This window comes from Micromonospora sp. NPDC050495, assembly GCF_040655175.1.
Classification (GTDB): Bacteria; Actinomycetota; Actinomycetes; order Mycobacteriales; family Micromonosporaceae; genus Micromonospora.
This window is the reverse complement of the sequence record NZ_JBFAJK010000024.1, coordinates 17,054-43,217: the sequence shown is the minus strand read 5'-3', so window position 1 is coordinate 43,217 and position 26,164 is coordinate 17,054. Positions and strand designations below refer to the sequence as shown.

The window sequence follows — 26,164 nt, the reverse complement described above, 5'->3', positions numbered from 1 at the left end:
ACATCCCCGGAAGCAGGTGTTCCTCCACCATGTCCAGATTCCGTACCCGCCTGGTCGCGGTCCTCGCCGCGCTGGCGTTGGCCGTCACGGCCACGCCCCCCTCGCCGGCCGCCGCGGCCGGCGGCCCCAACCTCGCCCTCGGCCGTACCGCCACGGCCAGCAGCGCCAACGGGCCGTACACCGCCGGCAACCTGACCGACGGCAACGCCGGCAGCTACTGGGAGAGCGCCGGCGGCGGCTTCCCCCAGTGGGCCCAGGTCGACCTCGGCTCCGCCCAGTCGGTCGACCAGGTCGTGCTGAAGCTGCCGGCCGGCTGGGAGTCGCGCACGCAGACCCTGTCCGTGCAGGGCAGCACCGACGGCGGCAGCTTCGCCACCCTGCTCGCCCCGGCCGGTCACACCTTCAGCCCGGCGGCCGGCAACACGGTCACCCTGAGCTTCCCGGCCACCGGCGCCCGCCACCTGCGGATCACCGTCACCGCCAACACCGGCTGGCCCGCCGCCCAGCTCGCCGAGCTGGAGGTGTACGGCTCGGCCACCTCCTCCACCAACCTGGCCCTCGGCCGGCCGATGGCCGAGAGCAGCCACTCCGACGTCTACGGCGCGGGTAACGCCAACGACGGCAACCCGGCCACCTACTGGGAGAGTGCCAACAACGCGTTCCCGCAGTGGCTCCGGGCCGACCTCGGCGGCGCCGTCGCGGTCAACAAGGTGGTGCTCAAGCTCCCCGCCGGCTGGCCGGCGCGCAGCCAGACGCTCACCGTGCAGGGCAGCACCGACGGCGCGACCTTCGGCACGCTGGTCGCCTCGGCCGGGTACGCGTTCAACCCCGGCAGCGCCAACACGGTCACCGTCACCTTCGGCGCCACCACCACCCGGTACGTCCGGCTGCTGGTCACCGCCAACACCGGCTGGCCCGCCGCCCAGCTCGCCGAGCTGGAGGTCTACGGCCCGGCCACCGGCGACACCCAGCCGCCCAGCGCCCCCGGCAACCTGACCCTCACCGAGCCCGCCGCCGACCAGGTCCGGCTGGCCTGGACCGCCGCCACCGACAACGTCGGCGTCACCGGCTACGACATCTACGCCAACGGCAGCCTGCGCACCAGCGTCGGGGCGTCGACCCTGTCGTACACCGACACCCAGCCGGCCGGCGTCACCGTCTCCTACCAGGTCCGGGCCCACGACGCGGCCGGCAACCAGTCCGCCGCCAGCAACACCGTCACCCGCACCGGGAACACCGGCGACACCACCGCGCCGACCGCGCCCGGGAACCTCGCGTACACCCAGCCGGCGGCCGGGCAGATCCGGCTGACCTGGACGGCGTCGACCGACAACGTCGGCGTCACCGGCTACGACGTGTACGCCAACAACGCGCTGCGCGGCAGCGTCAACGGCACCACCCTGAGCTACACCGACAGCCAGCCGGACAGCGCCACCGTCTCCTACTTCGTGCGGGCCCGGGACGCCGCCGGCAACGTCTCGGCCACCTCCGCCACGGTCACCCGCACCGGCAGCACCCCGAGCGGGCGCAACCTGGCCGCCGGCAAGCCGATCACCGCCAGCTCGGTGGTGCACGTCTTCACGGCCGCCAACGCCAACGACGACGACGTGACCACCTACTGGGAGGGCGCGCCGGGGGCGTACCCGAGCACGCTGACCGTCGCGCTCGGCGCCAACGCCAGCGTCACCGCAGTCGTGGTGAAGCTCAACCCGGACCCGATCTGGGGGCCGCGCACCCAGACCTTCCAGGTGCTCGGCCGGGAGCAGTCCGCCGCCGGCTTCACCACCCTGGTCGGCGCGGCGACGTACTCGTTCAGCCCGAGCAGCAGCAACACGGTGACCATCCCGGTCAGCGCCACGGCCGCGGACGTGCGGCTGCAGTTCACCGCCAACTCGGGCTCGTCCAACGGTCAGGTCGCCGAGTTCCAGGTGATCGGCACGCCGGCGCCCAACCCGGACCTCACCGTCACCGCGCTCTCCGCGGCGCCGTCCGCGCCCGTGGAGACCGACGCCGTCACGCTCTCCGCCACCGTCCGCAACGCCGGCACCGCGCCGGCCGCCGCCTCCGCGGTCACCTTCTCGCTGGGTACGACCAAGGTCGGCACCGCGGCCGTCGGAGCGCTCGCGGCCGGTGCCTCGGCGACCGTCACCGTGGGCATCGGCGCGCGCAACGCCGGCAGCTACCAGGTGACGGCCACCGCCGACGAGGCGAACACCGTCATCGAGCAGAACGAGTCGAACAACAGCCGGACCACCGCGCTGACCGTCAGCCCGGTGCCCAGCTCCGACCTGGTCGCGGGCGCGGTGAGCTGGTCACCCGGCACGCCGAGCGCCGGCACCGCGGTCAGCTTCGCGGTGTCGATCCGCAACCAGGGCACGGTCGCCTCGGCCGGCGGGGCGCACGGCATCACCCTCACCCTGCTCAGTGACACCGGCACGGTGGTGCGGACCCTGACCGGCTCGTACAGCGGAACCCTGGCGGCCGGGGCGACCAGCCCGCCGGTCAACCTGGGCAGCTGGACGGCGGCGAACGGAAAGTACACGGTGCGGGTGGCCCTCGCCGCCGACGCCAACGAGCTGCCCGTCAAGCAGCAGAACAACACCACCGAGCGGCCGCTCTTCGTGGGCCGGGGCGCCAACGTCCCGTACGACACGTACGAGGCCGAGGACGGCCGGACCGGCGGCGGCGCGCAGGTGCTCGGACCGAACCGGACCATCGGCGACCTGGCCGGTGAGGCGTCCGGTCGCCGGGCGATCACCCTCAACACCACCGGCGCGTACGTCGAGTGGACCACCCGGGCGGCCACCAACACCCTGGTCACCCGCTTCTTCATCCCGGACGCGGCCGGCGGCGGCGGTGTCGACGCCACGTTGAACATCTACGTCAACGGGGTGCTGCACAAGCCGATCAACCTGACCTCGAAGCACATCTGGCTGTACGGGGCCGAGTCGGGCCCGGGCGACTCGCCGGGCGCCGGCGCGCCCCGGCACCTGTACGACGAGGCCAACGTGATGTTGAACGCGACGGTGCCGGCGGGCGCCACCATCCGCCTGCAGAAGGACCCCGCTAACACCAGCACGTACGCCATCGACTTCGTCAACACCGAGCTGGTGTCGCCGCGGGCCAACCCGGACCCGGCCCGCTTCGCGGTGCCGAACGGCTTCAGCCACGCCGACGTGCAGAACGCCCTGGACGCGGTGCGGATGGACAGCACCGGCGCCCTGGTCGGCGTCTACCTGCCGCCCGGCACCTACGACACCGCCCAGAAGTTCCAGGTGTACGGCAAGCCGGTCCAGGTGGTCGGCGCGGGCATGTGGTACACCCGGTTCCAGACGCCGACCAACCAGCAGAACACCGACGCCGGGTTCCGGGTCGAGTCGTCGGCGAGCGGGTCGACGTTCGCGCACCTGGCGTTCTTCGGCAACTACACCAACCGGATCGACGGGCCGGGCAAGGTGTGGGGCGAGCTGAAGGACGTCGACAACCTGACCTTGGACAGCGTCTGGGTGGAGCACACCGTCTGCGCGTACTGGGGGGTGAGCGTCAGCGGGCTGACCATCCGGGACAGCCGGTTCCGGGACACCTTCGCCGACGCGGTCAACATGACCAACGGCAGCACGAACAACCTGGTCACCAACTCGGAGGGCCGGTCCAACGGGGACGACGCGTTCGCCCTCTTCTCGGCCACCGACCAGGGCGCGACGACCGGCAACCACGGCAACGTCTTCGAGAACCTGACCGCCACGTTGACCTGGCGGGCGGCCGGCATCGCGGTGTACGGCGGCTACGACAACGTCTTCCGTAACCTGCACATCGCCGACCAGCTGACGTACTCGGGCGTGACCATCAGCTCGCTGGACTTCGGCTACCCGTTCGTCGGGTTCGGCGCCAGCCCACCCACCGTGGTGCAGAACGTCTCGCTGGTCCGCTCGGGCGGGCACTTCTGGGGCCAGCAGACGTTCCCGGCGATGTGGCTCTTCTCCGCCTCCAAGGAGTTCCGCGGCATCCGCGTGTCCGACGTGGACATCGTCGACCCGACGTACTCGGGGATCATGTTCCAGACGAAGTACACCAACGGGCGGCCGGACAACCCGGTCACCGACACGGTGCTGACCAACGTGTCGATCTCCGGGGCGAGGCGCAGCGGTGACGCCTTCGACACCAGGTCCGGGTTCGGTATCTGGGTCAACGAGCTGCCCGAGCCCGACCAGGGCCCGGCGGTCGGCTCGGCCACCTTCACCAACCTCCGGCTGACCGACAACTACCAGGACATCCGGAACACCACCAGCACCTTCACCATCAACCGCAACTGATCGCCGCGACCGCCGGGGGGACCGCCGCGTCCCCCCGGCGGAAGGCATAGATAAATGTCATTTGGATCGATAGGCTGGCGTGACGGACCGGATCGAGGGGAGGACCCGATGGGTCGAACACCACGGTTGCTGGCCGCGCTCGTCGTCGGGGTCTGCCTGGCGCCCGGGGGAGCGGGGGTGGCGCGGGCCGGGACGGTGGTGCCCCGCCACGCGGTCGTGGTCTGCCAGAGCGCCAGCTTCTACGCCAACTACGACTCCGCCAACGGGCCGAGCGGGCTCAAGCGGGTCCTCGCCTACGGCAACAAGATCGGCCACACCCCGGGGGTGCACCCGGTCTACAACGGCTGGGCGGCGTCCTTCGACTTCGGCCCCAACGACTGGGGCTACCTGCGGCTCGAGTGCATCGGGGGGTACGACTCGTGGTGACCGCCGTCCGTCTCGCCGCCGCCGCGACGGTCGCCGTGCTCGCGGCCGCGGCCGTGCCCGGCGTCGCGTACGCCGCGAACGGCACCATCGGCGTCCGGGAGACCGTCTGCGCCCAGGACCTGTTCGTCCGTACCGACCCCAACGGCGCCTGGATGGGCACCCTCTACCGGGGGCAGACCTTCCTGGTGGAGGGGCCGCGCAGCGGCGGCTACGTCTACGGCTTCGCCTACGGCCACATCAACCGGCACGGCTGGGTGCAGGACGGCTGGTTCTGCTGACTCCCGGCGGGGCCGGGCGCCGGCCGGTCACAGGCCGGCGCAGGGCGTGCCGTCGACGGCGCAACCGTCCGGGGCCGCGTGGAGCGGATCCCGGACGTCGAAGCGGACCGTCGCGGACGACCCGGCCGGCAGCGCCGCCCCCACGAAGGTGACCACCCGTCCGTCCTGGGTGAACTCGGCCCCGCTGACGTTGCCCAGGGTGGCGCCGTCGCCGAGCGTGACGGTGACGGTCCAGCCCGCGCTCGCCGCCTTGCTCGGGTTGTTCACCACCACCTCGCCCCGGTAGCCGAAGATGCGGTCGGCCACGGTCCGGTAGTCGGCGGTCAGCGTGGCCGTCGGGGCCGGGCGGGGACTCGCCGTCCGGCTCGGTGGGGCGCTCGACGTCGGTGCGGCCGTCGTGCTGCCGCGGACGGCGGGCGCGGCGGTGCGGGACGGCCGGGGGGTGGCCGGCTGGCTGCGCGCGCTCGGCATCACCAGCGGGGTCGCCGCGGGCGGCGGCTGCAGCGCCTCGGGTGTCGGGCGGGTCGCCCAGACCGCGGCCCCGGCGGCCAGCGCCAGGCCGGCCACCCCGGCGGTGATCAGCGCCCACCGGCGGCCGGCCCGCCGGTCGGGCCGGACCACCGGCAGCTCCGCGGTCAGCGCCCCTTCCGCGCGGCGCAGGTCCACCTGCTGGAAGGCGAGCCAGTCGAGGATCGCCGGCAGCCGCACCGCCAGCGCCTGCTGGTGCTGCTCCTCGCGGCGGGCGCGCTGCGCCTCGTCCCAGTCACCCTGCTCCAGGGTCTCCCGTACCGCCAGCCGGCAGCCGTGCGTGGTCGGCGCGACGGTGGCGGTGAGCCGGAGCAGCCGGTCGCCCTCCCGGGCGGAGAGCACCAGCCGCTCCGGCGCCCGCATCTCCCGCACCTCGACGGCGAGGTCGGCGTCGAAGCCGGGCAGGCCCGCCGTGCGCAGCACGAGGCGGTCCGACCCCGGCGCGACCTCGGCGAACCACTTGGCGAGCAGCGCCCGATCGGTGAGCGCCCGCCAGGCCCGGTCGACGGGGTGGAACAGCTCGACCTCGCTGTCGATCTCGATCACGCGGAGACTCTACGTCCCGCCGTCCGGGACCGGTACGTCACTCCACCGGGGCTTCGGCGTCGCCGTCGTGCCAGCGGGCCCGCCAGGCCGCCTCGCTCGCCTCGTGGCTCGCCCGCTCCTCGAAGACGGCCTGCCGCAGCGCGTGGCGGGAGTCGGCCAGCACCATCACCTCGACCGCGACCAGCGCCACGCAGATCGCGGTGAGCAGCGCCAACGCCAGCAGCGCGGACAGTTCCCGGGCGACCGGAAGCCCGACCGCCAGGACCACCAGCACGCCGATCCGGGTCCACGTCACGGTGCGCAGGGTGCGCCACTGGAACGCCAGGTCCGCGGCCAGGTACAGCATCACCCCGGCGAAGAGCAGCGGTACGGCCGGCCCGTGCCCGTGCTCGCTCACCCCGCCGGCCGGGTCGGTGATGGTCCGGACGAGTTCCTTGGCGCCGATGGCGAACAGGATGATCCCGGCGATCATCGGCAGGTAGAGGTAGGCGTACGCGTCGCGGGCCATCGCGATGCGGGGCGCGCCCTGGGCGGCGTGCAGCGCGATCCGGGCGGCCGGCCCGATCATGTCGAAGTGCGCCCACCAGAGCGCCGCGGTGAACAGGATGCCGAGCAGGGCCGCCGGAATGGCCGGCCAGGTCACCGGCTTACCGATCAGGTTGCCGCCCACGCCCACGGAGATGACCGACTCGCCCAGGGCGATGATGAGGATCAGGTCGTAGCGTTCCGTCCAGTGCTCGGCCGAGGTGACCTCCCAGCCGTGGCTGCCGGTCAGCAGGCCGCTGCTGTACTGGACCACCACCACGGCGATCCAGAGGCCGTCGCGTACCCAGAGGCCGACGTTCGGGTTCGCGATCGTCGGGGGGACCAGCGCGGCGACCAGCAGCAGGGTCGTGGTGATCGCGACCTCGGGGACGAACTGGTACAGCTTGCGGCGGGCCTCCGGCTTGCCCTCGGTGGCCCGCCAGTACAGCGCCGAGTGCACGCCCCGGATCACCACGTAGCTGATGGTGACCAGGATCGGGCCGGCGGCGCCCTCGTGCAGGCCGCCGAAGGTCTGCGGCAGGGCCAGCGCGAAGGTGAACAGCGCCATCATGCCGACCACCATGAGTACCGGCACGAAACCCTCGCCGAGGCGCAGCCGGCTGGCGACCACGCTGTGCGCGATCCAGCACCACCAGAGCACGGCGAGCACCAGCATCGCGTGCAGCAGTTCCCGACCGGTCACGTTGGCGGCGGTGGCCCGGGTGATGATGAAGAAGGACACCACGAAGACGAGGTCGAAGAAGACCTCGAACTTGTCCACCCGCGCGGCCGGCGCGATCTGAACGGCCGGGCCGAGCTTCCCGCGCCGCTCGCCGCCCACCGCCCGAGTCTGTCAGCGCCGGCCGGGCGGCGGGCGGATTCGGTGGCCATCGGCACCGCCGGGTGGGGGCTCACCGGGCGGTCCGCCGCAGCTCAGCCGGTGGCGCGACCCAGGTAGGTCAGCGGGCCGGGGTCGGGCACCGGGATGACGTGGAAGCCCAGGGCGTCGTAGAAGCGGCGGGCCGCCGCGTTGGCGGTGACCATGCCGACGTGCAGGGCGGGTGCGCCGGCCCGGGCGGCGGCGGACGCGAACGTCTCCAGCAGCCGCCGGCCGTGGCCGCGCCGCTGGTGGCCGGGGAGCAGGTCGATGTGCAGGTGGGCCGGGTATCCGGCCAGGTCCGGCAGGAGCAGCCGCTCCGGGTGGTGGTGCAGCGCGATCATCTCCTCGTCCGGGGTCCGGGGGGCGTGGGTCGGTTCGGGGTAGCGGTCGGCCAGCCGGGGGATCCACTCGCGGCGGTAGGCGCGGACGAAGGCCGGGGTGTCGGCGGTGCCCACCACGTACCCCACCACCCGGTCGGCGTCGGTGAGCACGAACGCCAGGTCGGGTTCCAGGTGCAGGTAGGGGCCGGCGAAGAGGTCGGGCATCAGGTCGTCGCTGGCGTAGCGGCCCCGAGCGTCGCCGCCGGCGTCGGCGGTGCGGACGCAGATGTCGTAGACCGCGTCGTGGTCGGCGGGCCGGTAGCGCCGGACGGCCGCCGTGGCCGGCGGCGGGGTGGTGCTGCTCATGCCCGGACGCTACGGCGTGAGACCGCTCTCACCGAAGCCCCGGGCGGCCGTCGCCCAGCCGCTCCCGGGCGAGGAACTTGGGCACCACCATCCGCCACGCCTCGGTCACCAGCTCGGTCATCTGCTCCGGGTCGAGCCGGTCGAGGTGGCAGCAGACCCAGTGGAAGCGCAGGTCGGACGGGCGGGGCAGGAAGAACAGGTCGGGTTCGGCGGCGATCAGGGCGTCCCGCTGCTCCTTCGGGTAGCCGAAGCCCATGCTCCGCTCGTCGCGGGAGAACGCGACGTAGACGATCCGCCCGACCCGGAACTTGATCCGGTCGTGGATGACGTGCTCGGTGGTGCGGGGGAGCGTCCGGGCGAGGGCGCGGACGTCGTCGACGGTGACCACCGGCCGACGGTAGCGGTCCCCTCCGACAGCCCGCGGTGGCGCCGCCGTCAGCCGGCCGGCGGGCGGGGGGCCGGCGGGGCGGCGGCGAGCGCCGCCCGGATGGTGTCCACCAGCGGCTGGTCGGGGTGCTCGATCCAGTGCTGGATGCCGACCCGCAGGGTGGCCAGGAAGGTGGCGGCCAGGATCCGGGAGCGCAGCCCGCTGTCCGGGCCGTCGAGCCGGCGGGCGATCTCGCCGGAGAGCTCCCGCTCGATCGCCGTGTACGCGACGACCTGGTGGGCGAGCAGGCCCGGGTGGCCGTGCAGTTCGCGGCGGCGGGCGAGCCAGGCCCGGGCCGGGTCGTCGTACACCTCGGCGGCGAGGTGCAGGGCCGCCGCGCTGAGCGCGGTCCACGGCGGCTCGTCGGCCGGGCGCTCGTGCAGCAGGTCGAGCATCCGGCGCAGCCGGGCGGTGTCGCCGTGGAAGAGCGCCTCCTCCTTGCTGGAGAAGTAGTTGGAGAAGGTGCGCCGGGAGACGTTGGCGGCGTCGGCGATGGCCTCGACCGTGATCCGCTCCGGGCCCTGCTCGGCGGCGAGACGCAGGGCGGCCTCGTGCAGCGCGAGGCGGGTGGCCGCCTTCTTGCGCTCCCGGAGCCCGGTCGTCTCCCGCATGGCGGCCAGCATACGTGATCCGTTTCTCATTCGGCAAAGTTGCGCACTGAGCAAGATTCGTTGATTATTGCTTGAGGCAACCAACGCTGGCCGGAGGAGGACCGTGCACACCGCCACCCGCGAACTCGGCACGCGGCTTCAGGAACTGCTGACCGGCGTCCGGCTGCTCAAGCAGCGGCGCAGCCACCACCAGCCGGCCGTCCCGCCCGGGCTGGTCGGGCTGCTGCGGCAGATCGACGGCTGCCAGGCGCGCGACCTGGCCGAGCGGAGCCGGCTCGACCCGTCCACCGTCAGCCGGGCCGTCGCCACCCTGGTGGCCGACGGCCTGGTCGAGCGGACCGCCGACCCCGACGACCGGCGAGCCAGCCGCCTCACCCTGACCGAGGCGGGCCGGACCGCCCTGGCCGACACCGAGGACTGGTACGGCCGGGTGCTCGCCGGGGCGCTCGCCGACTGGACCCCCGACGAGGTGACGGCGTTCTCCGTCGCGCTCGGTCGGTTCACCCGCGACCTCGAGGTCGCCCTCGCACACCACGACAACCTGGAGGACGCGCGATGAGCGCACCCACCGCAACGGCTGAAGCCGAGCCCATGAGCCATCGGCGGACGCTGGAGGCACTCAGCGGTCTGCTACTGGTGCTCTTCGTCGCGATGCTCAGCAGCACGGTGGTCTCGACCGCCCTGCCGAAGATCATCGGGGCGCTGAACGGGTCCCAGACCCAGTACACCTGGGTGGTCACCGCCACCCTGCTCACGGCCACCGCGACCACCCCGATCTGGGGCAAGCTGGCCGACCTGTTCAACAAGAAGCTGCTGATCCAGATCGCCATCGTGATCTTCCTGGCCGGCTCGGTGGTGGCCGGCTTCGCGCAGAGCACCGGCCAACTGATCGGCGCCCGCGCCTTCCAGGGCATCGGCGTCGGCGGCCTGCAGGCGCTCGTCCAGGTCGCCATCGCGGCCATGATCCCGCCGCGGGAGCGCGGCCGCTACAACGGCTACCTCGGCGGCGTGATGGCGCTGGCCACCGTCGGCGGCCCGCTGCTCGGCGGCCTCATCGTCGACACCTCGTGGCTCGGCTGGCGCTGGTGCTTCTTCGTCGGCGTTCCGGTGGCCGCCGTCGCGCTGATCCTGTTGCAGATCACGCTTAACCTGCCGACCGTCCGCCGGGAGAACGTCAAGATCGACTACCTGGGCGCCGGCCTCATCGCGGCCGGGGTCAGCGTGCTGCTGGTCTGGATCTCCTTCGTCGACGACTCGTTCGCCTGGCTGTCCTGGCAGACCGGAGCGATGGTCGGTGGCTCCGTGCTGCTGCTCGCCCTGGCGGTGTGGGTCGAGTCCCGGGCGGCCGAGCCGGTCGTGCCGCTGGCCATCGTCCGGGAGCGGACCACCGCCCTGGCCATCCTCGGCAGCCTCGCGGTCGGCATGGCCATGTTCGGCGGCGCGGTCTTCCTCGGCCAGTACTTCCAGATCGGCCGCGGCTACAGCCCGACCGAGGCCGGCCTGCTGACCATCCCGATGATGGCCGGCGTGCTGATCTCCTCGATCGTCGCCGGCCGGCTGATCACCTCCACCGGCCGGATCAAGCCGTACATCGTCGCCGGCTCGATCATCCTGGTCGCCGGGTTCGCCCTGCTCGGCACGATCGACCACCAGACCTCGCTGGTGCTGGTCGGCGCCGCCATGTTCATCGTCGGGGTCGGCGTCGGCATGACCATGCAGAACCTCGTGCTCGCGGTGCAGAACACCGTCGCGCTCAGGGACATCGGCGCGGCCAGCTCGACCGTCGCCTTCTTCCGCTCGCTCGGCGGCACCATCGGGGTGTCCGTGCTCGGCGCCGTCCTGGCCCGCCGGGTCACCGACCGGATCACCCACGACCTGGCCGCCGCCGGCATCCCCGCCGGCAGCGGTGGCGGCAGCAGCACCCTGAACCTGGCCGCGCTGCCGGCCCCGGTACAGGAGATTGTGCGGGCCGCGTACGGTGACGCCACTGGGCACATCTTCCTCATCTCGGCGGCCATCGCGGTGGTCGGCATCATCGCCGCGCTGTTGCTCAAGCCGGTGATGCTGCGGTCCAGCCTGGACCTGCCGGACACCAGCCGGTCGGTCGCGGTGGCGGCCGACGCGGTGGACGGTGCGCCCGCCTTCGACGAGGTCGCCATCGACCCCGGCACGAAGGATCCGGTACGCCGCTGACGCCGCACCCCCGGGCCAGGGCCGTCGCCGACATCGGCGCCGGCCCTGGTCCGTGCCAGAGAGGCCGGACACCCGGCCGCGACCCGAATCGAGGAACTGTGGACACCACGGAGGCGGCGTCCCCCCGTTCAGCCCCGGCCGGCCAGGGCCGGGCCGCGGCGGTGCACCGGGCGCTGCGCGAACTGGCGCTCGTGGCCGCGCTGTTCCTCGCGTACAAGGCGGGCCGGGTCCTCGCCGACGGCCGGGCGTCGACCGCGCTGACGAACGGCGAACGGGTCTGGGGACTGGAACGGTTGCTGCACCTGCCCGGCGAGGCCCTGCTGCAGGACCCGCTCCTCGCCCACGTGCTGCTGGTCAAGCTGGCCAACTGCTACTACGCCTACGTGCACTTCCCGGCCACCGCGCTCTGCCTGGTGTGGCTCTACCTCCGCCAGCCGGCGCACTACCGGTGGATCCGGCGCGCCCTCGTCGCACTCACCGGGGCGGCACTCGTGCTGCACATGCTGCTGCCGCTCGCTCCGCCCCGGATGACCGCGCTGACCGGCCTGGTCGACACCGGTCGCCGGTACGGTCCGGCCGTCTACGGGGCACCCGACGCGGACACCCTCAGCAACCAGTACGCGGCCATGCCCTCGCTGCACGTCGGCTGGGCGCTCGCGGTCGCCGTCGCGCTCGTCGCCGTCACCGCCGGCCGGCTGCGCTGGCTCTGGCTGGCGCACCCGCTGCTCACCCTGCTGGTGGTGGTCGGCACGGGCAACCACTACTGGCTCGACGGCATCGTGGCCGTCGCCCTGCTCGGGCTGATCCTGGCCGTGCTGCCCCGGCCCCGCGCGCTGCGCGGCCCGACGGCGGTGCCGGTGCCGGTCGTACGGCTCCGGCCGCACCTGGTCGAGCCGCCACGCCCCGGGATGCGCCGGCCCCCGCGGCCCCGCCGCCCACCGAGCCGGGCCGGCACGGTGGGCGACGGTCGACGCTAGGCCTGAGCCGGGCCCGCGCCGATCGGCGCGGGCCCGGTCCGACCGGCGCGGGGCCGCGGCGCCGCGGGCCGGTGCCGCCCGGTGGCGTCGCGGTCCGGAGAGCGGGCCGCTCAGCGCGTGGTGCAGAGCGTGCCGTTCAGGCGGAACGCGGTGGGCAGCACGTTCGGTCCGCTGTACGCCCCGACGAAGCCGGTGCTCGTGGCGCCGCCACCGGCGGCGAGCCGGCGGTTGTCGTCGGTGCTGGTGACCTTCACCGCGGCGCCGGTCTGCGACCAGGTCCCACTCCAGCCGCTGCTCACCTGCTGCCAGGGGGTCGGCCAGGTCCAGGTGAGCGTCCAGCCGTCGATCGGGCTCGGCCCGGTGTTGACCACGTCGACGGTGCCCAGGTAGCCGTTGCCCCAGTCGGTGCCCAGGGTGAAGCGGACCGCGCAGGCGCTCTCCGCCGGGGTGCCGGTGACGAAGGTCAGCGGCGGCGAGGACCAGGACACGTTGCCGGCGGTGTCCCGGGCCAGCACGTTCACGGTGTACCGGCGGCCGGGATCGAGGTTGCCGACGGTGAGGCTGGTGCCGGCCGTCTCGCCGAGCTGCTCGCCGATCGCGCCGTACTGCCGGTACACCTCGTACTTGGCGATCGGCGCGCCGCCCGGCGCGCGGGTGGCGGCCGGCCAGGAGATGGTGGCGGTCCGGTCGGTGACCGCGCCGGCGGTGGGCTGGCCCGGCGCGCCGGGCGCGACCTGGGTCGGGCCGGCCGGGTGCAGCACCAGGGTGGTCAGCGAGTACGGCGGCAGGGTCCGGCTGGTGGCGCTGCCGGACTGCCCGCTGGCGATGCCGGTGGCGCCGTTGGCGAGGGTGTGCACGGTCGGCGCCGCGCCCGACGGGGTGAACCCGGCGTAGTCGACGGTGACCGGGTAGGCGTTCTCCGGGTCCTTGTTCAGCAGCAGCACCGCGAGGTCACCGTCGGCCCGGCGGACCGCGTGCGCGCTGACCAGCGGCTGGTCGGTGCCGGCGCGGACGAACTGGTCACCGGCGCGGGTGAAGAGGTTCATCATGGCCAGCCCGTGGTACGGCGCGAACGGCGTGTTCAACGGCGGTTCGCAGACCGAGCCGTCGGCGGTGCAGCCGCCGCTGGAGAGCAGGCCGAAGTCGCCGTAGTCGGTCTGCCCGGCCACCTCGGAGACGGTGCCGATGCCGTTGTGCACGTTCCACCACTGGACCGTGAAGGCGCCGTTCTCCAGCAGCCCGCTGTACGCGTCGGCGAGGAACAGCGCCCCGGGCTGGGTGTTCTGGCCGGCGCCGACGTTCAGCTCGGTGAAGCTGATGCCGATCCGCTCGGCGTTCGGGCCGGCGTACCGGGCGAGCTGCTGGCGCAGCAGCCAGCTGGCGTCGGGGATGTGCGCGGTCCGGGCCAGCGAGTCGGCCGCGCTGCCGCCCGGGTACCAGTGCACGTCGACAAAGTCGATCTTCGGGCCGGCCAGGGTGAGCACGGTCTGGTTCCAGGGCCCGGGGTCGGCGCCGGCGGTCAGCCCGTCCGGCCAGTTCGCCGGCATGGTCAGCACCGCGCCGATTTTGATGCTCGGGTCGACGGCCTTCATCGCGTCGGCGTACTCGACGACCAGCCGGGCGTACTGGGTGGCGCTCTTGTCGGCGTGGTCGTCGGCCTCCCAGGCGGAGCCGTAGTGGCCGTTGCCGTAGTTCTCGTTGCCGATGGTCCAGTACTTCGCGCCGTAGCCCTTGGTCACGTTGGCGTACCGGACCCAGTCGGCGGCCTCGGCCGCGGTGCCGGTGCCGTAGTTGGCGATGATCATGGGCTGGGCGCCGACCCGGCGGGCCCCGGCCATGAAGGTGTCGAAGTCGGTCCCCGGGGCCACGTAGCCGCCGGGCGCGCTGTGGTCGCGCCAGTGGTAGATGTCGGCGTACGAGCCGCCGGGGTAGCGCAGCATCCGCACGCCGGCGGCGCGCAGCAGGTCCGAGGTCTGGGTGGTGCCGAGGTTGGCGTCCCAGATGGCGTGGTTGACGCCGAGCGCGGTGTCCGGCACCCGGGCCAGCCCGGCCCGCGCGTTGACGGTGACGGTGACCGGGGCGCCGTCCGCGGCCACGGCCGGGGCGTCGAGGCCGGTGAGGGTGCCGGCGGTGAGCAGCAGGCCGGCGGCGAGCGCGGTCCAGCGGCGCCGGCCGGACGCCCGGGCGGGGGAGCCGGGCGTGGTGCGGTTGGTCATGGGGGTTCCTTCGGTGGGCTGGGCGGGTCCGGCCGCGCCGCGGCGGACCCTGGACGTGGTGCTGCCGGTGATGTGTCGCCGCCCCCCGGGAGCCCTGTCGGGCCCCGGTTGCCCATCGGACGACGCTCTGCCCCGCGCGCGGCAGACCATCGGCCACCAAGAATTCCACAGCGGTCCGACCCGGCTCAAGGCACGACGGGGGCCGTACCGAAGGCATCGACAAGGGTCTTTACTGTTAACAAAGTTTAATTTATCTTCATGGGTACCTTCCCCACCCACGAAGGAGTTGCTCGCCATGCGTCGAAGAATCACCCTTCCGCTGCTCACCACCGGCGTCGTCGGCGCCAGCCTGGCCGTCGCGGCGCCCGCCCAGGCCCACGGCTACGTCTCCTCGCCCCCCAGCCGGCAGGCGCTCTGCGCGCAGAACCGGGTCCCCGACTGCGGCCAGATCAAGTACGAGCCACAGAGCGTCGAGGGCCCGAAGGGCCTGCGCAGCTGCCACGCCGGGATCGCCCAGTTCGCCGTGCTCAACGACGACAGCCGCAACTGGCCGGCCACCACCGTCGGCACCTCGGTGACCTTCACCTGGGTCAACACCGCCCGGCACGCCACGGCCAACTGGGAGTACTGGATCGGCGGCACCCGGGTGGCCGTGGTCGACGGCGGCGGCCGGCAGCCCGGGGCCACCGTGTCGCACACCGTCAACCTGAGCGGCTTCTCCGGCCGGCAGAAACTGCTGGCCATCTGGAACATCGCGGACACCGCCAACGCCTTCTACTCCTGCGTCGACCTTCAGATCGGCTCCGGCGGCGGCACGCCCAGCCCCAGCCCCACCCCCAGCCCCACGCCGTCGCCGACGCGCCCGTCGCCGACCCCCAGCCCCACCACCTCGCCCGCGCCGGGCGGCACCTGGACCGCCGGCCGGACCTACCAGGTCGGCGACCCGGTCACCTACAACGGCGTGACCTACCGGTGCCGCCAGGCGCACACCGCGATCGCCGGCTGGGAGCCGCCCAACGTGCCCGCCCTCTGGCTGGCGGTCTGACCGTCCCGGTGCGGCGCACCCCGGCCGTGCGCCGCACCACCATCCCGCCCCGATCGGAGGTACGACATGCGCCGCCCGCTTATCGCCGCCCTGCTGGCCCTGCTGGCCACCACCGCCGGCTGCGCCGGCGACCCCGCGCCGCCGCCCGACCCGGCCCCAGCCACGCCGGCCGCCGCGCCGGTGACCAGCGGCATCGACGTGCTGTACCTGACCATGCTGGCGGCGCACACCGAGCAGACCCTGCAGATCGTCCGGCTCGGCCTCGACCGGGCCACCGACCCGCGGATCCGTACCCTGATCGCCGCCGTCGAGACCACCGAGACCGACGAGTTGGCCACCGTGCGCGGCTGGCTGCGCGAGGCCGGGCCGTCGGCGGCGGCCGCCGCCGCCCGGCACGACCACGCCGGGCACAGCGACGCCGCCGCCGGACTGGCCCGGCTGGGCGCCGCGCCGCCCGGCACGGCCGACCGGGTGCTACTCGACGTGCTCAGCGAGCACCAGCGCACCGCCGCCGACCTGGCCCGGGCGCAGATCCGCGCCGGCACCAGCGAACGGGTCCGCGACCTGGCCCGGCGCGTGCAGCGGTCGCGCGCCGCCGAGGTGGCGCTGATGGCCACCTACCGAACGGAGCAGCGCTGAGCCGGCCGCCGCTCAGCCGGTCACCGGCCGGGCCACCAGCAGCGCCCAGCCGAGACAGCCCAGGGCCGCGGTGTTCAGCACCGCCCGCACCACGTTCCAGCGCACCCACGAACCCTCGAACATGACCCGCAGTCGCGCCGGATCCGCCACCCCGTCCGCGGCCGCGAGCCGGTCGTTGAGCGGCACGTTCACCGCGATCGTCACCACCAGCACCAGGCCGTAGAGCAGCAGGGCGGCCAGCAGCCAGGGCAGCGGTCCGCGCCGGTCGGCGGGCAGGTGCAGCAGGACGGCCGCCAGCGTGCCGATCAGCGCGCCGCCGAAACAGAGCGCGAACCAGCCGTTCAGGATGGCCGCGTTGATGGCGCGCATGCCGGCCACGAAGGCCCGGTCGTCCAGCCGGGACAGACCCGGCATCACCGCGTACGCGAAGCCGGCGAAGAGGCCGGCCATCAGTCCCGTGGTCACCATCGCCAGCAGCAGCGCGGCGTTACGCAGCCCGGTCATCGGGCCCTCCCGTCGGTCGATCCGATCATGGAGCCAGTCCAGCGCGGGCGGGGGCGCGCCGGCCATGGCCGAGACGCCCCGGCCCATACGCGCGCGTCTACGCTCGCCCGGTGGACATCCTCGCCGGCGTGCTCCGCGGGCTGCGCGCCCGGGACGCGTTCCTGCTGCGTACCGTGATGGACCCGCCGTGGTCGATCCGGGTACGCGACGCCGCCCCGCTGAGCGTCACCACGGTGGTGCGGGGCGGGGCGTGGGTGGTGCCCGAGGCCGGCGAACCGGTGCCGCTGAGCCCGGGGGACGTCGCGGTGCTGCGCGGGCCGGCCCCGTACACCGTCGCCGACCAGCCCGGGACGCCGCCACAGGTGGTGATCCACCCGGGCCAGCGCTGCACCACCCTCGCCGGCCAGGACCTCACCGACGTCATGACGCTGGGGCTGCGCACCTGGGGCACCCGGCCGGACGCGGCGACCGCCCTGCTCACCGGCACGTACGCCAGCGGTGGCGCGGTGGGCGCCGGGCTGCTCGCCGCCCTGCCGCCGCTGGTGGTGCTCCCCGCCGCCGACGGCGACCTGCCGGTCGTCGCGCTGCTCGCGGCGGAGCTGCACCGCGCCCAGCCCGGCCAGGAGGTGGTGCTGGACCGGCTGCTCGACCTGCTGGTCATCGCCGTGCTGCGGAGCTGGTTCGCCCGCCCCGAGGCCCGGGCGCCGGGGTGGTACCGGGCGGCCGGGGACCCGGTGGTCGGCCCGGCGGTGCGGCTGGTCCAGGGTGATCCCGCTCACCCCTGGACGGTCGCGGGGCTCGCCGCGGCGGCGGGTGTCTCCCGGGCCGTGTTCGCCCGCCGCTTCACCGACCTGGTCGGTGAGCCGCCGATGGCGTTCGTCACGAACTGGCGCCTCGCGGTCGCCGCTGACCTGCTGCGGGACACCGACCTGACGCTCACCGCGGTGGCCCGCCGGGTCGGCTACGGCAGCCCGTTCGCGCTCAGCGCCGCCTTCAAACGGCGGCGCGGGGTGAGTCCGCGGGCCTACCGGGAGACGGCCTGAGCCGTCCCGCGGATCGGGGGCAGCCCGGTAATCCCCGCGCCGGGCGTCGGAGGCGGTCGCTAGTCTTCCTGCGGACGTCACGCAGCGTGGCGTGCCACCGCGCGCCCCGGTGGGCGCCGCACCGCCACCGACCAGGGCCCAACCGGAAACTCGGGAGATTCTTCAGTGACCCAGCAAGCTGTCGCGACATCGGACAAACTCGACGCCGCGGTGCTCAAGGTGGCGGGCGTCGTCGTGCTCGGCGCGATCATGTCGATCCTCGACGTGACGGTCGTCAGCGTGGCGCTGCCGACGTTCCAGACCGAATTCGACGCCTCGTACGCCCGGGTGGCGTGGACCATGACCGCCTACACCCTCGCCCTCGCGACGGTGATCCCGGTCACCGGCTGGGCCGCGGACCGGTTCGGCACCAAGCGCCTCTACATGGCCGCGCTGGCCCTGTTCACCATCGGCTCCGGCCTCTGCGCCACCGCCGACACGATCACCGAGCTGATCGGCTACCGGGTGCTGCAGGGTCTCGGCGGCGGCATGCTCATGCCGCTGGGCATGACGATCATGACCCGGGCCGCCGGCCCGCACCGGATCGGCCGGCTGATGGCGGTCCTGGGCATCCCCATGCTGCTCGGCCCGATCGGTGGCCCGATCCTGGGCGGCTGGCTGATCGACACCGCGAGCTGGCACTGGATCTTCCTGATCAACCTGCCGATCGGCGCGATCTCGCTGGTCTACGCCGCGCTGGCGCTGCCGAAGGACAACCCCGAGCCGTCGGAGTCGTTCGACATCCTCGGCATGGTGATGCTCTCGCCGGGCCTGGCGCTGTTCCTCTACGGCGTCTCGTCCCTGCCGGAGGCCGGCCGGTTCGGCGCCACCACGGTGTGGCTGCCCATGCTGGTCGGCGCCGTGCTGGTCGTGAGCTTCGTGCTCTACTCGTTCAAGCCCAAGCACCCGCTGCTGGACCTGCGGCTGTTCCGCAACCGCAACCTGACCATCGCCTCGGTCACCCTGTTCGTGTTCATCATCGCGTTCATGGGCGCCGGCCTGCTCTTCCCCAGCTACTTCCTGCAGATCCGCGGCGAGTCGACGCTCACCGCCGGCCTGCTCATGGCGCCGCAGGGCATCGGCGCGATGCTCACCATGCCGATCGCCGGCATGCTGGCCGACCGGCTGCCGATCGGCCGGACGGTGCCGTTCGCGCTGGTGCTCATCGCCGCCGGGTTCTTCACCTTCACCCAGGTCGACCCGCACACCTCGTACTGGCTGCTCTGCGGCTCGCTGTTCGTGATGGGTCTGGGCATGGGCGGCACCATGATGCCGATCATGACGTCGGCGCTGAAGACCCTGCACGCGCAGGAGGTGGCCCGCGGCTCCACGCTGGTCAACATCCTCCAGCAGATCGGCGGCTCGGTCGGCGCCGCCGTGATGTCGGTGATCCTCACCAACGAGCTGAACGGCTCCCGCCCCATCCCGGGCGTGACCGACCCGGCGAGCGGCAAGCCGGTCACCGAGGCCGGCCTGGCCATCGCCACCCAGCAGCGGCCGGAGCTGCTCCAGCAGTTCCCGCTGCCGGGGGCGCTGGTCGAGCGGGGCCTGGCCTTCGCCGCCGACGCCTTCGCCAGCACCTTCTGGGTCGGCTTCGTGCTGGTGCTGCTCACCTTCATCCCGGCCGCGTTCCTGCCCCGCCGCCGGGAGCCGGTGCGGCTGGTCGACGACCAGGCCGGCGAGCAGCGGCCGCCGATGCCGGTCGGCCTGCACTGATTGCGCCCGGACCGGGCCGCCAGGCACCCCTGCCGGCCCGGTCCGCCGCAGCGGCCCGTGGCGGCCGGTCCCGCGCCGCGCCGCCACCGTCCCGGTCCCGGTCCGACCTGCCGGGCTCCGGGCGGAGTAGCCCGCCGCGCACCGGGTAGCCCGGACCGGACGGACGACACCGGGAGGGACGGCATGCGGCGGCGGCGCGAGGCGGAGGTGGCCGTGATCACCGGCGCGAGCGCCGGCGTGGGCCGGGCCACCGCCCGCCTGCTCGCCCGGCGCGGCATCGCCATCGCCCTGCTGGCCCGCGGCCGCACCGGGCTCGACGCGGTGGCCGAGGAGGTCCGCGCGGCCGGCAGCCGGGCGCTGCCCGTCGAGGTCGACATGGCCGAGCACGACCAGGTGGTCGCCGCCGGCCAGCGCGTAGCGGACGAGCTCGGGCCGATCGACCTGTGGATCAACAACGCGTTCAGCTCGGTCCTCGCGCCGTTCCGGGACACCCGCCCGGCGGAGTTCCAGCGGGCCATGCAGGTGACCTACCTCGGCTACGTGCACGGCACCCGGGTGGCGCTGCACCACATGACGCCCCGGGACCGGGGCGTCATCGTGCAGGTCGGCTCGGCGCTGGCCTACCGGGGCATCCCGCTGCAGTCCGCGTACTGCGGGGCGAAGCACGCCATCGTCGGGTTCACCGAGTCGCTGCGCTGCGAGCTGATGCACGAGCACAGCAACATCGCGGTGACCATGGTGCACCTGCCCGCGCTGAACACCCCGCAGTTCGACTGGCTGCTGTCCCGGCTGCCGCGCCGCGCGCAGCCGGTGCCGCCGATCTACGCGCCGGCCGTCGCGGCCCGGGCCATCGTGGCCGCCGCTGACCGGCCCGCCCGCCGCGAGTACTGGGTGGGCGCCTCCACGGCGCTGGCCATCCTCGGCAACCGCCTCGCGCCCGGTCTGCTCGACCGCTACCTGGCCCGCACCGGCTACGACGCCCAGCAGACCGACCGTCCGGCCGACCCCGACCGGCCCGCGAACCTCTGGCTGCCCGCCGACGGGCCGGGCGGGCGCGACCGGGGCGCCGGTGGCTCGTTCACCGACCGCGCCCACCGGCACAGCGCCCAGGCCTGGCTGTCCCGGCACCGGCTGGTCACCGCGACGGGGCTCACCGCCGCCGCCGTCGGCGCCCTGGCCTGGCGTCGCGCCGCGGGGTGAGGCCGGCCCACCCGACGGTGCCGGCCGGCGGCGGGGCCGGCCGATGGGCGGCTACAGGCGGTGCCGGACCCAGACGTTCGGCTCGACGTAGACGGCGTGGTCGTGCGCCACGTCGCAGAGCACCGGCGTCAGGGCTCCGGGCACGTGCACCGGCCCGCTGGCGTCGAAGGGCAGGCCGGTCCAGCGCCGCCAGTCGGCGAGCGTCCCGCTGATCACCATCGACCGGGGCGCCACCCGCTCGATCCGCCCGCCGGCGCGTACGTGCACCCGCAGCCACGGGTCGACGGGCAGGCCGTCGGCGCGGACCTGCCCGGCGTACTCGGTCATCGGGAGGTCGGGGCGGGTGTGCTTGCCGCTCGGGCGGACCGGCGCGACCAGGGTGTCGAAGCCGCGCTTCGCGGCGGCCTCCCGCATCGCGGCGAGCATCAGCCCGGACAGCCCGCCGCCCCGCCGGTCGGGCCGGACGCAGATCTCCAGCGCCGACACCATGGTCGGGGTGGCGCCGGTGAGCCGGTCGACGGCCGAGCGCTGGATCATCCGGTCCCAGCCGCCGTCGGGCAGCTCCGGCTCCGTCCACCGCACCGGCACCGCGTACGCCCGGGCGACGGCGCGTCCCGGCTCGGCCGGGTCGACGGCGGCGAAGACGAACTCGGGGTACAGCTCGTCGGCGACGGCGTAGTAGACGGCGCCCATCGGATCCCAGAGCATGAACGCCGGCCAGGCGCCGGCGAAGTCGTCGTTGCCGAGCAGCGGGGCCAGGTCGGGACGGTCGGCCAGGGAGACGATGTCGAGGGTCACAGCCGGGACGGTAGCGTCGGCCGGCGGGCGCCGCGCGGCATATTCGGTCAGCCGCCGGAGCGGCGGATCGCCAGCAGCGCCACGTCGTCGGCCGGGTTCTCCGCGTCCAGGGTGGCCATCACGGTGTCGCACACCGTGTCCGGCGAGGCCAGCGGGACGGCGGCGGCCAGCCGGGCGACCCCGGCGTCGAAGAGTTCGTCGCGGCGTTCCACGAGCCCGTCGGTGTAGGCGAGCAGGACGCCACCGGGCGGGAAGTCGATCGCCGTGGTGCGGCGCCGGATCCCGGTCCGGCCGATGCCCAGCGGTGGGTCGATGTGCGCCGCGACGGTGGCGGTGCGCCGGCCGGGGGCGGCCAGCACCGGCGCGGGATGCCCGGCCAGCGAGAGGTGGATGGTCGCGCCGTCGGGCGGGATCATCGCGTACAACGCCGTGGTGAGGCTGCCCGCCTCGAAGTGGACCACCTTGCGGTCGAGCAGGGTGAGCGCCTCCGCGGGGTCGTCGCAGACCAGCGCGTACGCCCGCAGCGCGCTGCGGATGCGGCCCATGATTATCGCCGACTGCAGGCCGTGGCCGGACACGTCGCCCATCACCACGCCCAACCAGCCCGACGGCAGGGTGAACACGTCGTACCAGTCGCCGCCGACGCCGGAGGCGTGGCCGGGCACGTACCGGCCGGCCATCTGCAGGCTCGGCAGGTCCGGCAGCTCGGCGGGGATCAGGCTGCGCTGCAGCGCCAGGGCCGCGGAGTGGTCGAGGGTGTTCTGCCGGACCCGACCCGCCAGCCCCACGTGGGTGGCGACCAGTTCCAGCAGGCGGACGTCGTCCGGGCCGAACCGGCGCGGGACGAGCGAGCCGACGTGCAGCACGCCGACCAGGCTGCCGCCGGAGAAGATCGGCACCCCCAGCAGGGAGCGCACCCCGGTCTGCAACAGCACCGGGTTCACCACCTTGTCCCGGCTGACGTCCTCGATGATCACCGGCCGCTGGGTGAGCGCGACCTGGCCGGCGAAACCCCGCCCGACGGAGACCCGGAAACCCTGCCGGACCTCCTCCTCCAGGCCCCGGGCCGCGGTGGCCACCAGGTGCCGGGCGCGCACGTCGAGCAGGAGGATGGCGGCGGTGTCGACCTGCAGCAGCTCGCGGACCCGGTCGAGCACCTCGTCGAAGAGGTCGGCGACGTCGAGGCGGGACAGCGTCGCCCCGGTGGCCGCCTCCACATGGCGCCACCGCTGCTCGTCCTGCTGGCTCTCCGCCCTGACCACCCCCGGATCGTAGTTGCAGTTTGGCAAGCTTCGCTTGGGGGCACCCCGGACCGCCGGCCCGGGCTCCCGAATCCGCATTCGGTGACCGTGAGGACACGCACCGTCGTGCCGGCCGCCGGGCGGGAGCGGGGCGGCCGAGCCCATCCCGGGCCGGTCCCGATCGTCCGGTCGGCCGCCGGTCGCCAGGTCCGTCATCCCGGCTGCGCCGCCGTGCCGAGCAGGTTCCGTCGGGCGAGCCGCATGCTCCGATCGTCCACCGCCAACGTTACGACACGGTCACCGGCGGGCCGGGCGGTCGCCCGGCTCGTGATCCACTGTCGGCAACCGGCCACCGGGCCTCCCGCGGCGGGGCCTGGGCAAGTACTCTCCGGGCGGAGAGGAACGCGATGATCACTCGTCGAAAGTTGATCGGCACCGGGTTGGGCGTCACCGCCGGCCTGGTGACGGCCGGTTGCAACGACAAGGCCGCCTCGAGTGCCGCCTGGTCACAGCCCGGTCAGGTGGCGGCGGAGGAGCCCGTCCCCGAGGTCACGGTGGCCGTCACGCCGACCGCCGGCGCCAAGCGGGTCTCCCCGCTGGACCCGGTGGTGGTGTCGGTGCGGGGCGGCACGCTCAAGGACGTCTCGGTGACCTCCGGGGGCAGGACCGTCGCCGGTGAGGCGGGCGCCGAGGACAACTCGTGGCGTTCCACCGGCCGGCTCGCCTACGGCAGGACCTACACGGTCACCGCCTCGGTGGCCGACGCCACCGGCGCGCTGACCCAGCACAAGAGCACCTTCAGCACGGTCAAGCCGGCCGGCGTCGCGTCGGTCACCTTCCAGGCCAACGCGCTGACCGCGCTGCGCTCCGGCGGCACGTACGGGGTCGGCCAGGTGGTGATGGTGAACTTCGCCAGGTCGGTGAAGAACCGCGCCGAGGCCGAGAAGTCCATGGTGGTGCAGACCACCCCGGCCGTGGCGGGGCGGTGGCGCTGGATCGACGGGCGGAACGCGCACTGGCGGCCGGCGAAGTACTGGACCCCCGGCACCAAGGTCTCCGTCCGGGTCGACCTGTTCGGCCAGGATCTCGGCAAGGGCGTCTACGGCGGCGCCAGCGCCAGCACGAACTTCACCATCGGCCCGTCCCGGATCGCCATCGCCGACGCGCGCAGCCACCGGATGAAGGTCTACATCGACGGGCGGATGGTGCGCGACATCCCGGTGAGCATGGGCAAGGGCGGCACCGCCGTCGGCGCGAACGGCCAGACCGTCAGCTACTGGACCCGCTCCGGGCCGCACGTGGTGATGACCCGGGAGCCCTCGCACCGGATGACCTCGTCCAGCTACGGCATCGTCGACCGCAAGGACCCCAACTACTACGACGAGGTCATCAAGCTCTGCCTGCGGATCTCGTACTCCGGCGAGTTCGTGCACCTGGCCGACTGGAACATCGGCGCCCACGGCAACCGGAACACCTCGCACGGCTGCATCAACGTGGGCCCGGCGCACGCCCGCTGGTTCTACGAGACGTTCCGCCTCGGCGACGTGGTCGACGTCCGCAACACCCCCCGGCAGATGGCGGTCAGCGACGGCAGCGCCTGGGCCGTGCCGTGGGACAAGTGGTGACCGGCCGCCGCGTCCGGCCTGCGGCGTGCGGGCCGACGGGCGGCGGTGCCGGCCGGCCGTCGTGACGCACGAGCGGGAGATCACCGAGCCGGTCGACCTGTGCCTGCCGAACGGCCGGCTCAACCCGGCCGCGATCGGCTGGACCCGCCGGCCGTTGCACCGGGCGAACCTGCGCGGGTGGGGGCGGGCCAAGCGGTGGGAGTACTGGGGGATCGTCACCCCGACCCACATCGTCGGGTTGGTCGCCTCGGCGCTGGACTACGCCGGGGTGCACAGCGTCTACCTGCTCGACCGCCGTACCGGGCTGGAGCGGAACACTGAGGTGGTGGTCCCGTTCGCCCGGGCCGCGGCCCTCCCGCCGCGCAGCGGGGCCGGCCTGGTGCACGCCGCCGGCCCCGGCCTGACGATCGACGTCGACCAGCGTCCCGAGGGCAGCACCATTCGGGCGGTGGCCCCGGGGGTGCAGATCGACCTGACGGTGCCGATGCCGCCGGGGCACGAGTCGCTCGGCGTCGTGGTGCCCTGGAGCAGGCGGCGGTTCCAGTACACCGTCAAGGACGTCGGCCGGCCGGTGCGCGGCACGCTGCGCGTGGACGGCACCGGGTTCCCGGTCGGTGCGGCGGACTCGTTCGCCGTGCTGGACCACGGCCGCGGCAAGTGGCCGTACGCGGTGCGGTGGAACTGGGCGGCCGGCAGCGGCGCCGGCCGGGCGATCCAACTCGGCGGGCGGTGGACCGACGGCACCGGCTCGACCGAGAACGCGCTCGTCGTCGACGGCCGGCTGCACAAGATCGGCGCCGAGCTGACCTGGCGCTACGACCGCACGGACTGGCTGCGGCCGTGGCACATCAGCGGCCCGGGGGTGGACGTGCGGTTCCACCCGTTCCACGAGCGGCGGGCGAGGACCAACCTCGGCGTGCTGGCCAGCGAGACCCACCAGTGTTTCGGGCACTTCTCCGGCTGGGCCGCCACCGAAGCGGGGGAGCGGGTCGACCTGGACGGCCTGGTCGGCTGGGCCGAGGAGGCGCGCAACCGCTGGTGACCGCGGGCGGCCGCCCGGGCCGTCCCACCGTCGTGTTCCGTTGACCCCGCTCGGCCTGGTGGAGCGCGAGCCCGGCCACGGCTACGACCTGAAGCGCGACGGCGACACGGCCCGCAACGAGTGAGGCGGCGGGCCGCCGGGTGTCCCGTGCCGGTGACGGGGGCCCGGCGGCCGGGGCGCGGCCCTCGCTACGCTCGCGGGCATGGCAGATCCGTTCCGGGTACGCGTCACCGTCCGCGGCTACGAGCTCGACACGCAGGGCCACCTGAACCAGGCCGTCTACCTGCAGTACGGCGAGCACGCCCGGTGGGAGTGCCTGCGCGCCGCCGGCATCTCCCAGGACCGGCTGCTCGCCGGCGGGGTGGGCCCGGTCGCGCTGGAGGTCACCGTCCGCTACCTGCGCGAGCTGCGCGGCGGCGACGAGGTGGACGTGTCCTGCGAGTTCCGCTGGGGCGAGGGCAAGACCTTCCAGATCGTGCAGGAGCTGACCCGTGCGGACGGCACCCGGGTCGCCGAGGTGACCGGGGTGGGCGGTCTGCTCGACCTGGCCGCCCGGCGGCTGGTTCCCGACCCGCGCCGGCGCTTCGCGGAGCTGGCCACCGACCCGGGCCCGCTCAACCTGTGACCCACCCGGGTCGCCCGCCGCGTCCGGGTCGCGAGCCGCGT

Annotated in this window: 23 protein-coding genes; 14 read left to right on the top strand and 9 right to left on the bottom strand. The window is 73.9% G+C overall.

Annotated features, from left to right (window positions below; genetic code table 11):
- Positions 1–29: 29 nt before the first annotated feature.
- The 3 genes from AB0I11_RS22105 to AB0I11_RS22095 all read left to right on the top strand — a co-directional run bounded on the left by AB0I11_RS22105 (position 30) and on the right by AB0I11_RS22095 (position 5,017).
- A complete protein-coding gene (locus AB0I11_RS22105) occupies positions 30–4,313 on the top strand; it encodes a discoidin domain-containing protein (protein ID WP_357323442.1) in 4,284 nt (1,427 codons plus the stop codon).
- Between the two features lie 108 nt (positions 4,314–4,421).
- Entirely contained in the window at positions 4,422–4,739 is a 318-nt protein-coding gene (locus AB0I11_RS22100) for a hypothetical protein (RefSeq protein ID WP_357323439.1), read from the top strand.
- Positions 4,736–5,017, top strand: coding sequence for a hypothetical protein (locus tag AB0I11_RS22095; RefSeq protein WP_357323436.1), 282 nt, complete (start codon positions 4,736–4,738; stop codon positions 5,015–5,017). The genes AB0I11_RS22100 and AB0I11_RS22095 overlap by 4 nt, the downstream gene beginning before the upstream one ends.
- 27 nt (positions 5,018–5,044) lie before the next feature.
- Here the strand turns inward: AB0I11_RS22095 and AB0I11_RS22090 are convergent, their stop codons facing one another.
- From AB0I11_RS22090 to AB0I11_RS22070, 5 genes are all read right to left on the bottom strand, one after another.
- The gene (locus tag AB0I11_RS22090; protein ID WP_357323433.1) at positions 5,045–6,091 is read right to left on the bottom strand and encodes an SRPBCC domain-containing protein; all 1,047 of its coding nucleotides are present in this window, start codon (positions 6,089–6,091) and stop codon (positions 5,045–5,047) included.
- 37 nt (positions 6,092–6,128) lie between these two features.
- Positions 6,129–7,457, bottom strand: coding sequence for a low temperature requirement protein A (locus AB0I11_RS22085; protein WP_357323430.1), 1,329 nt, complete (start codon positions 7,455–7,457; stop codon positions 6,129–6,131).
- A 92-nt stretch (positions 7,458–7,549) separates the two neighbouring features.
- Positions 7,550–8,182 (bottom strand): GNAT family N-acetyltransferase, encoded by a 633-nt coding sequence (locus tag AB0I11_RS22080; protein ID WP_357323427.1) that lies wholly within the window; start codon positions 8,180–8,182, stop codon positions 7,550–7,552.
- 28 nt (positions 8,183–8,210) lie between these two features.
- Positions 8,211–8,570 (bottom strand): MmcQ/YjbR family DNA-binding protein, encoded by a 360-nt coding sequence (locus AB0I11_RS22075; RefSeq protein ID WP_357323424.1) that lies wholly within the window; start codon positions 8,568–8,570, stop codon positions 8,211–8,213.
- Positions 8,571–8,617: 47 nt separating this feature from the next.
- Positions 8,618–9,220 carry a TetR family transcriptional regulator gene (locus AB0I11_RS22070; protein ID WP_357323421.1) on the bottom strand — a complete coding sequence of 201 codons (603 nt, stop codon included), beginning with the start codon at positions 9,218–9,220 and terminating at the stop codon, positions 8,618–8,620.
- 103 nt (positions 9,221–9,323) lie between these two features.
- Between AB0I11_RS22070 and AB0I11_RS22065 the strand changes: the two genes are divergently transcribed.
- The 3 genes from AB0I11_RS22065 to AB0I11_RS22055 all read left to right on the top strand — a co-directional run bounded on the left by AB0I11_RS22065 (position 9,324) and on the right by AB0I11_RS22055 (position 12,390).
- The gene (locus tag AB0I11_RS22065) at positions 9,324–9,779 is read left to right on the top strand and encodes a MarR family transcriptional regulator (protein ID WP_357323418.1); all 456 of its coding nucleotides are present in this window, start codon (positions 9,324–9,326) and stop codon (positions 9,777–9,779) included.
- Positions 9,776–11,413, top strand: a complete 1,638-nt coding sequence (locus AB0I11_RS22060; RefSeq protein WP_357323415.1) for an MDR family MFS transporter — start codon at positions 9,776–9,778, stop codon at positions 11,411–11,413. The genes AB0I11_RS22065 and AB0I11_RS22060 overlap by 4 nt, the downstream gene beginning before the upstream one ends.
- A gap of 98 nt (positions 11,414–11,511) precedes the next feature.
- A complete protein-coding gene (locus tag AB0I11_RS22055) occupies positions 11,512–12,390 on the top strand; it encodes a phosphatase PAP2 family protein (RefSeq protein WP_357323412.1) in 879 nt (292 codons plus the stop codon).
- 110 nt (positions 12,391–12,500) lie between these two features.
- Here AB0I11_RS22055 and AB0I11_RS22050 read toward each other — a convergent pair whose 3' ends face one another.
- Complete coding sequence (locus tag AB0I11_RS22050) at positions 12,501–14,606, bottom strand: cellulose binding domain-containing protein (protein WP_357323409.1); 2,106 nt, start codon at positions 14,604–14,606, stop codon at positions 12,501–12,503.
- A gap of 295 nt (positions 14,607–14,901) precedes the next feature.
- On the opposite strand from AB0I11_RS22050, the gene AB0I11_RS22045 reads away from it, so the two are divergent.
- Both AB0I11_RS22045 and AB0I11_RS22040 read left to right on the top strand, forming a co-directional pair.
- Entirely contained in the window at positions 14,902–15,651 is a 750-nt protein-coding gene (locus AB0I11_RS22045) for a lytic polysaccharide monooxygenase (protein ID WP_357323405.1), read from the top strand.
- Between the two features lie 66 nt (positions 15,652–15,717).
- Positions 15,718–16,290 (top strand): DUF305 domain-containing protein, encoded by a 573-nt coding sequence (locus AB0I11_RS22040; RefSeq protein WP_357323401.1) that lies wholly within the window; start codon positions 15,718–15,720, stop codon positions 16,288–16,290.
- Between the two features lie 12 nt (positions 16,291–16,302).
- On the opposite strand, the gene AB0I11_RS22035 is transcribed toward AB0I11_RS22040, so the two are convergent.
- Complete coding sequence (locus AB0I11_RS22035; protein ID WP_357323398.1) at positions 16,303–16,794, bottom strand: anthrone oxygenase family protein; 492 nt, start codon at positions 16,792–16,794, stop codon at positions 16,303–16,305.
- 110 nt (positions 16,795–16,904) lie between these two features.
- On the opposite strand from AB0I11_RS22035, the gene AB0I11_RS22030 reads away from it, so the two are divergent.
- The 3 genes from AB0I11_RS22030 to AB0I11_RS22020 all read left to right on the top strand — a co-directional run bounded on the left by AB0I11_RS22030 (position 16,905) and on the right by AB0I11_RS22020 (position 20,792).
- Entirely contained in the window at positions 16,905–17,837 is a 933-nt protein-coding gene (locus tag AB0I11_RS22030) for an AraC family transcriptional regulator (RefSeq protein ID WP_357323394.1), read from the top strand.
- Between the two features lie 165 nt (positions 17,838–18,002).
- The gene (locus AB0I11_RS22025) at positions 18,003–19,592 is read left to right on the top strand and encodes a DHA2 family efflux MFS transporter permease subunit (RefSeq protein ID WP_357323391.1); all 1,590 of its coding nucleotides are present in this window, start codon (positions 18,003–18,005) and stop codon (positions 19,590–19,592) included.
- 183 nt (positions 19,593–19,775) lie between these two features.
- Positions 19,776–20,792 (top strand): SDR family oxidoreductase, encoded by a 1,017-nt coding sequence (locus tag AB0I11_RS22020; RefSeq protein ID WP_357323388.1) that lies wholly within the window; start codon positions 19,776–19,778, stop codon positions 20,790–20,792.
- Positions 20,793–20,843: 51 nt separating this feature from the next.
- Here AB0I11_RS22020 and AB0I11_RS22015 read toward each other — a convergent pair whose 3' ends face one another.
- Together AB0I11_RS22015 and AB0I11_RS22010 are read right to left on the bottom strand one after the other, a co-directional pair.
- On the bottom strand, positions 20,844–21,590 hold the full coding sequence (locus AB0I11_RS22015; protein WP_357323385.1) for an N-acetyltransferase: 747 nt from the start codon (positions 21,588–21,590) through the stop codon (positions 20,844–20,846).
- Positions 21,591–21,637: 47 nt separating this feature from the next.
- Positions 21,638–22,852, bottom strand: coding sequence for a GAF domain-containing SpoIIE family protein phosphatase (locus AB0I11_RS22010; RefSeq protein ID WP_357323382.1), 1,215 nt, complete (start codon positions 22,850–22,852; stop codon positions 21,638–21,640).
- 386 nt (positions 22,853–23,238) lie between these two features.
- Between AB0I11_RS22010 and AB0I11_RS22005 the strand changes: the two genes are divergently transcribed.
- The 3 genes from AB0I11_RS22005 to AB0I11_RS21995 all read left to right on the top strand — a co-directional run bounded on the left by AB0I11_RS22005 (position 23,239) and on the right by AB0I11_RS21995 (position 26,123).
- The gene (locus AB0I11_RS22005; protein WP_357323379.1) at positions 23,239–24,456 is read left to right on the top strand and encodes an Ig-like domain-containing protein; all 1,218 of its coding nucleotides are present in this window, start codon (positions 23,239–23,241) and stop codon (positions 24,454–24,456) included.
- A 61-nt stretch (positions 24,457–24,517) separates the two neighbouring features.
- Complete coding sequence (locus AB0I11_RS22000) at positions 24,518–25,498, top strand: DUF2804 domain-containing protein (protein ID WP_357323377.1); 981 nt, start codon at positions 24,518–24,520, stop codon at positions 25,496–25,498.
- Between the two features lie 202 nt (positions 25,499–25,700).
- A complete protein-coding gene (locus AB0I11_RS21995) occupies positions 25,701–26,123 on the top strand; it encodes an acyl-CoA thioesterase (protein ID WP_357323374.1) in 423 nt (140 codons plus the stop codon).
- Positions 26,124–26,164: the final 41 nt, after the last annotated feature.

Excerpts from the sequence above, each read along its gene's own strand:
- AB0I11_RS22045 (WP_357323405.1), top strand. The coding sequence starts at position 14,902 with ATGCGTCGAAGAATCACCCTTCCGCTGCTCACCACCGGCGTCGTCGGC.
- AB0I11_RS22080 (WP_357323427.1), bottom strand. The coding sequence starts at position 8,182 with ATGAGCAGCACCACCCCGCCGCCGGCCACGGCGGCCGTCCGGCGCTAC.
- AB0I11_RS22005 (WP_357323379.1), top strand. The coding sequence starts at position 23,239 with ATGATCACTCGTCGAAAGTTGATCGGCACCGGGTTGGGCGTCACCGCC.
- AB0I11_RS22050 (WP_357323409.1), bottom strand. The coding sequence starts at position 14,606 with ATGACCAACCGCACCACGCCCGGCTCCCCCGCCCGGGCGTCCGGCCGG.
- AB0I11_RS21995 (WP_357323374.1), top strand. The coding sequence starts at position 25,701 with ATGGCAGATCCGTTCCGGGTACGCGTCACCGTCCGCGGCTACGAGCTC.
- AB0I11_RS22040 (WP_357323401.1), top strand. The coding sequence starts at position 15,718 with ATGCGCCGCCCGCTTATCGCCGCCCTGCTGGCCCTGCTGGCCACCACC.
- AB0I11_RS22020 (WP_357323388.1), top strand. The coding sequence starts at position 19,776 with ATGCGGCGGCGGCGCGAGGCGGAGGTGGCCGTGATCACCGGCGCGAGC.
- AB0I11_RS22070 (WP_357323421.1), bottom strand. The coding sequence starts at position 9,220 with ATGCGGGAGACGACCGGGCTCCGGGAGCGCAAGAAGGCGGCCACCCGC.
- AB0I11_RS22035 (WP_357323398.1), bottom strand. The coding sequence starts at position 16,794 with ATGACCGGGCTGCGTAACGCCGCGCTGCTGCTGGCGATGGTGACCACG.
- AB0I11_RS22105 (WP_357323442.1), top strand. The coding sequence starts at position 30 with ATGTCCAGATTCCGTACCCGCCTGGTCGCGGTCCTCGCCGCGCTGGCG.
- AB0I11_RS22100 (WP_357323439.1), top strand. The coding sequence starts at position 4,422 with ATGGGTCGAACACCACGGTTGCTGGCCGCGCTCGTCGTCGGGGTCTGC.
- AB0I11_RS22060 (WP_357323415.1), top strand. The coding sequence starts at position 9,776 with ATGAGCGCACCCACCGCAACGGCTGAAGCCGAGCCCATGAGCCATCGG.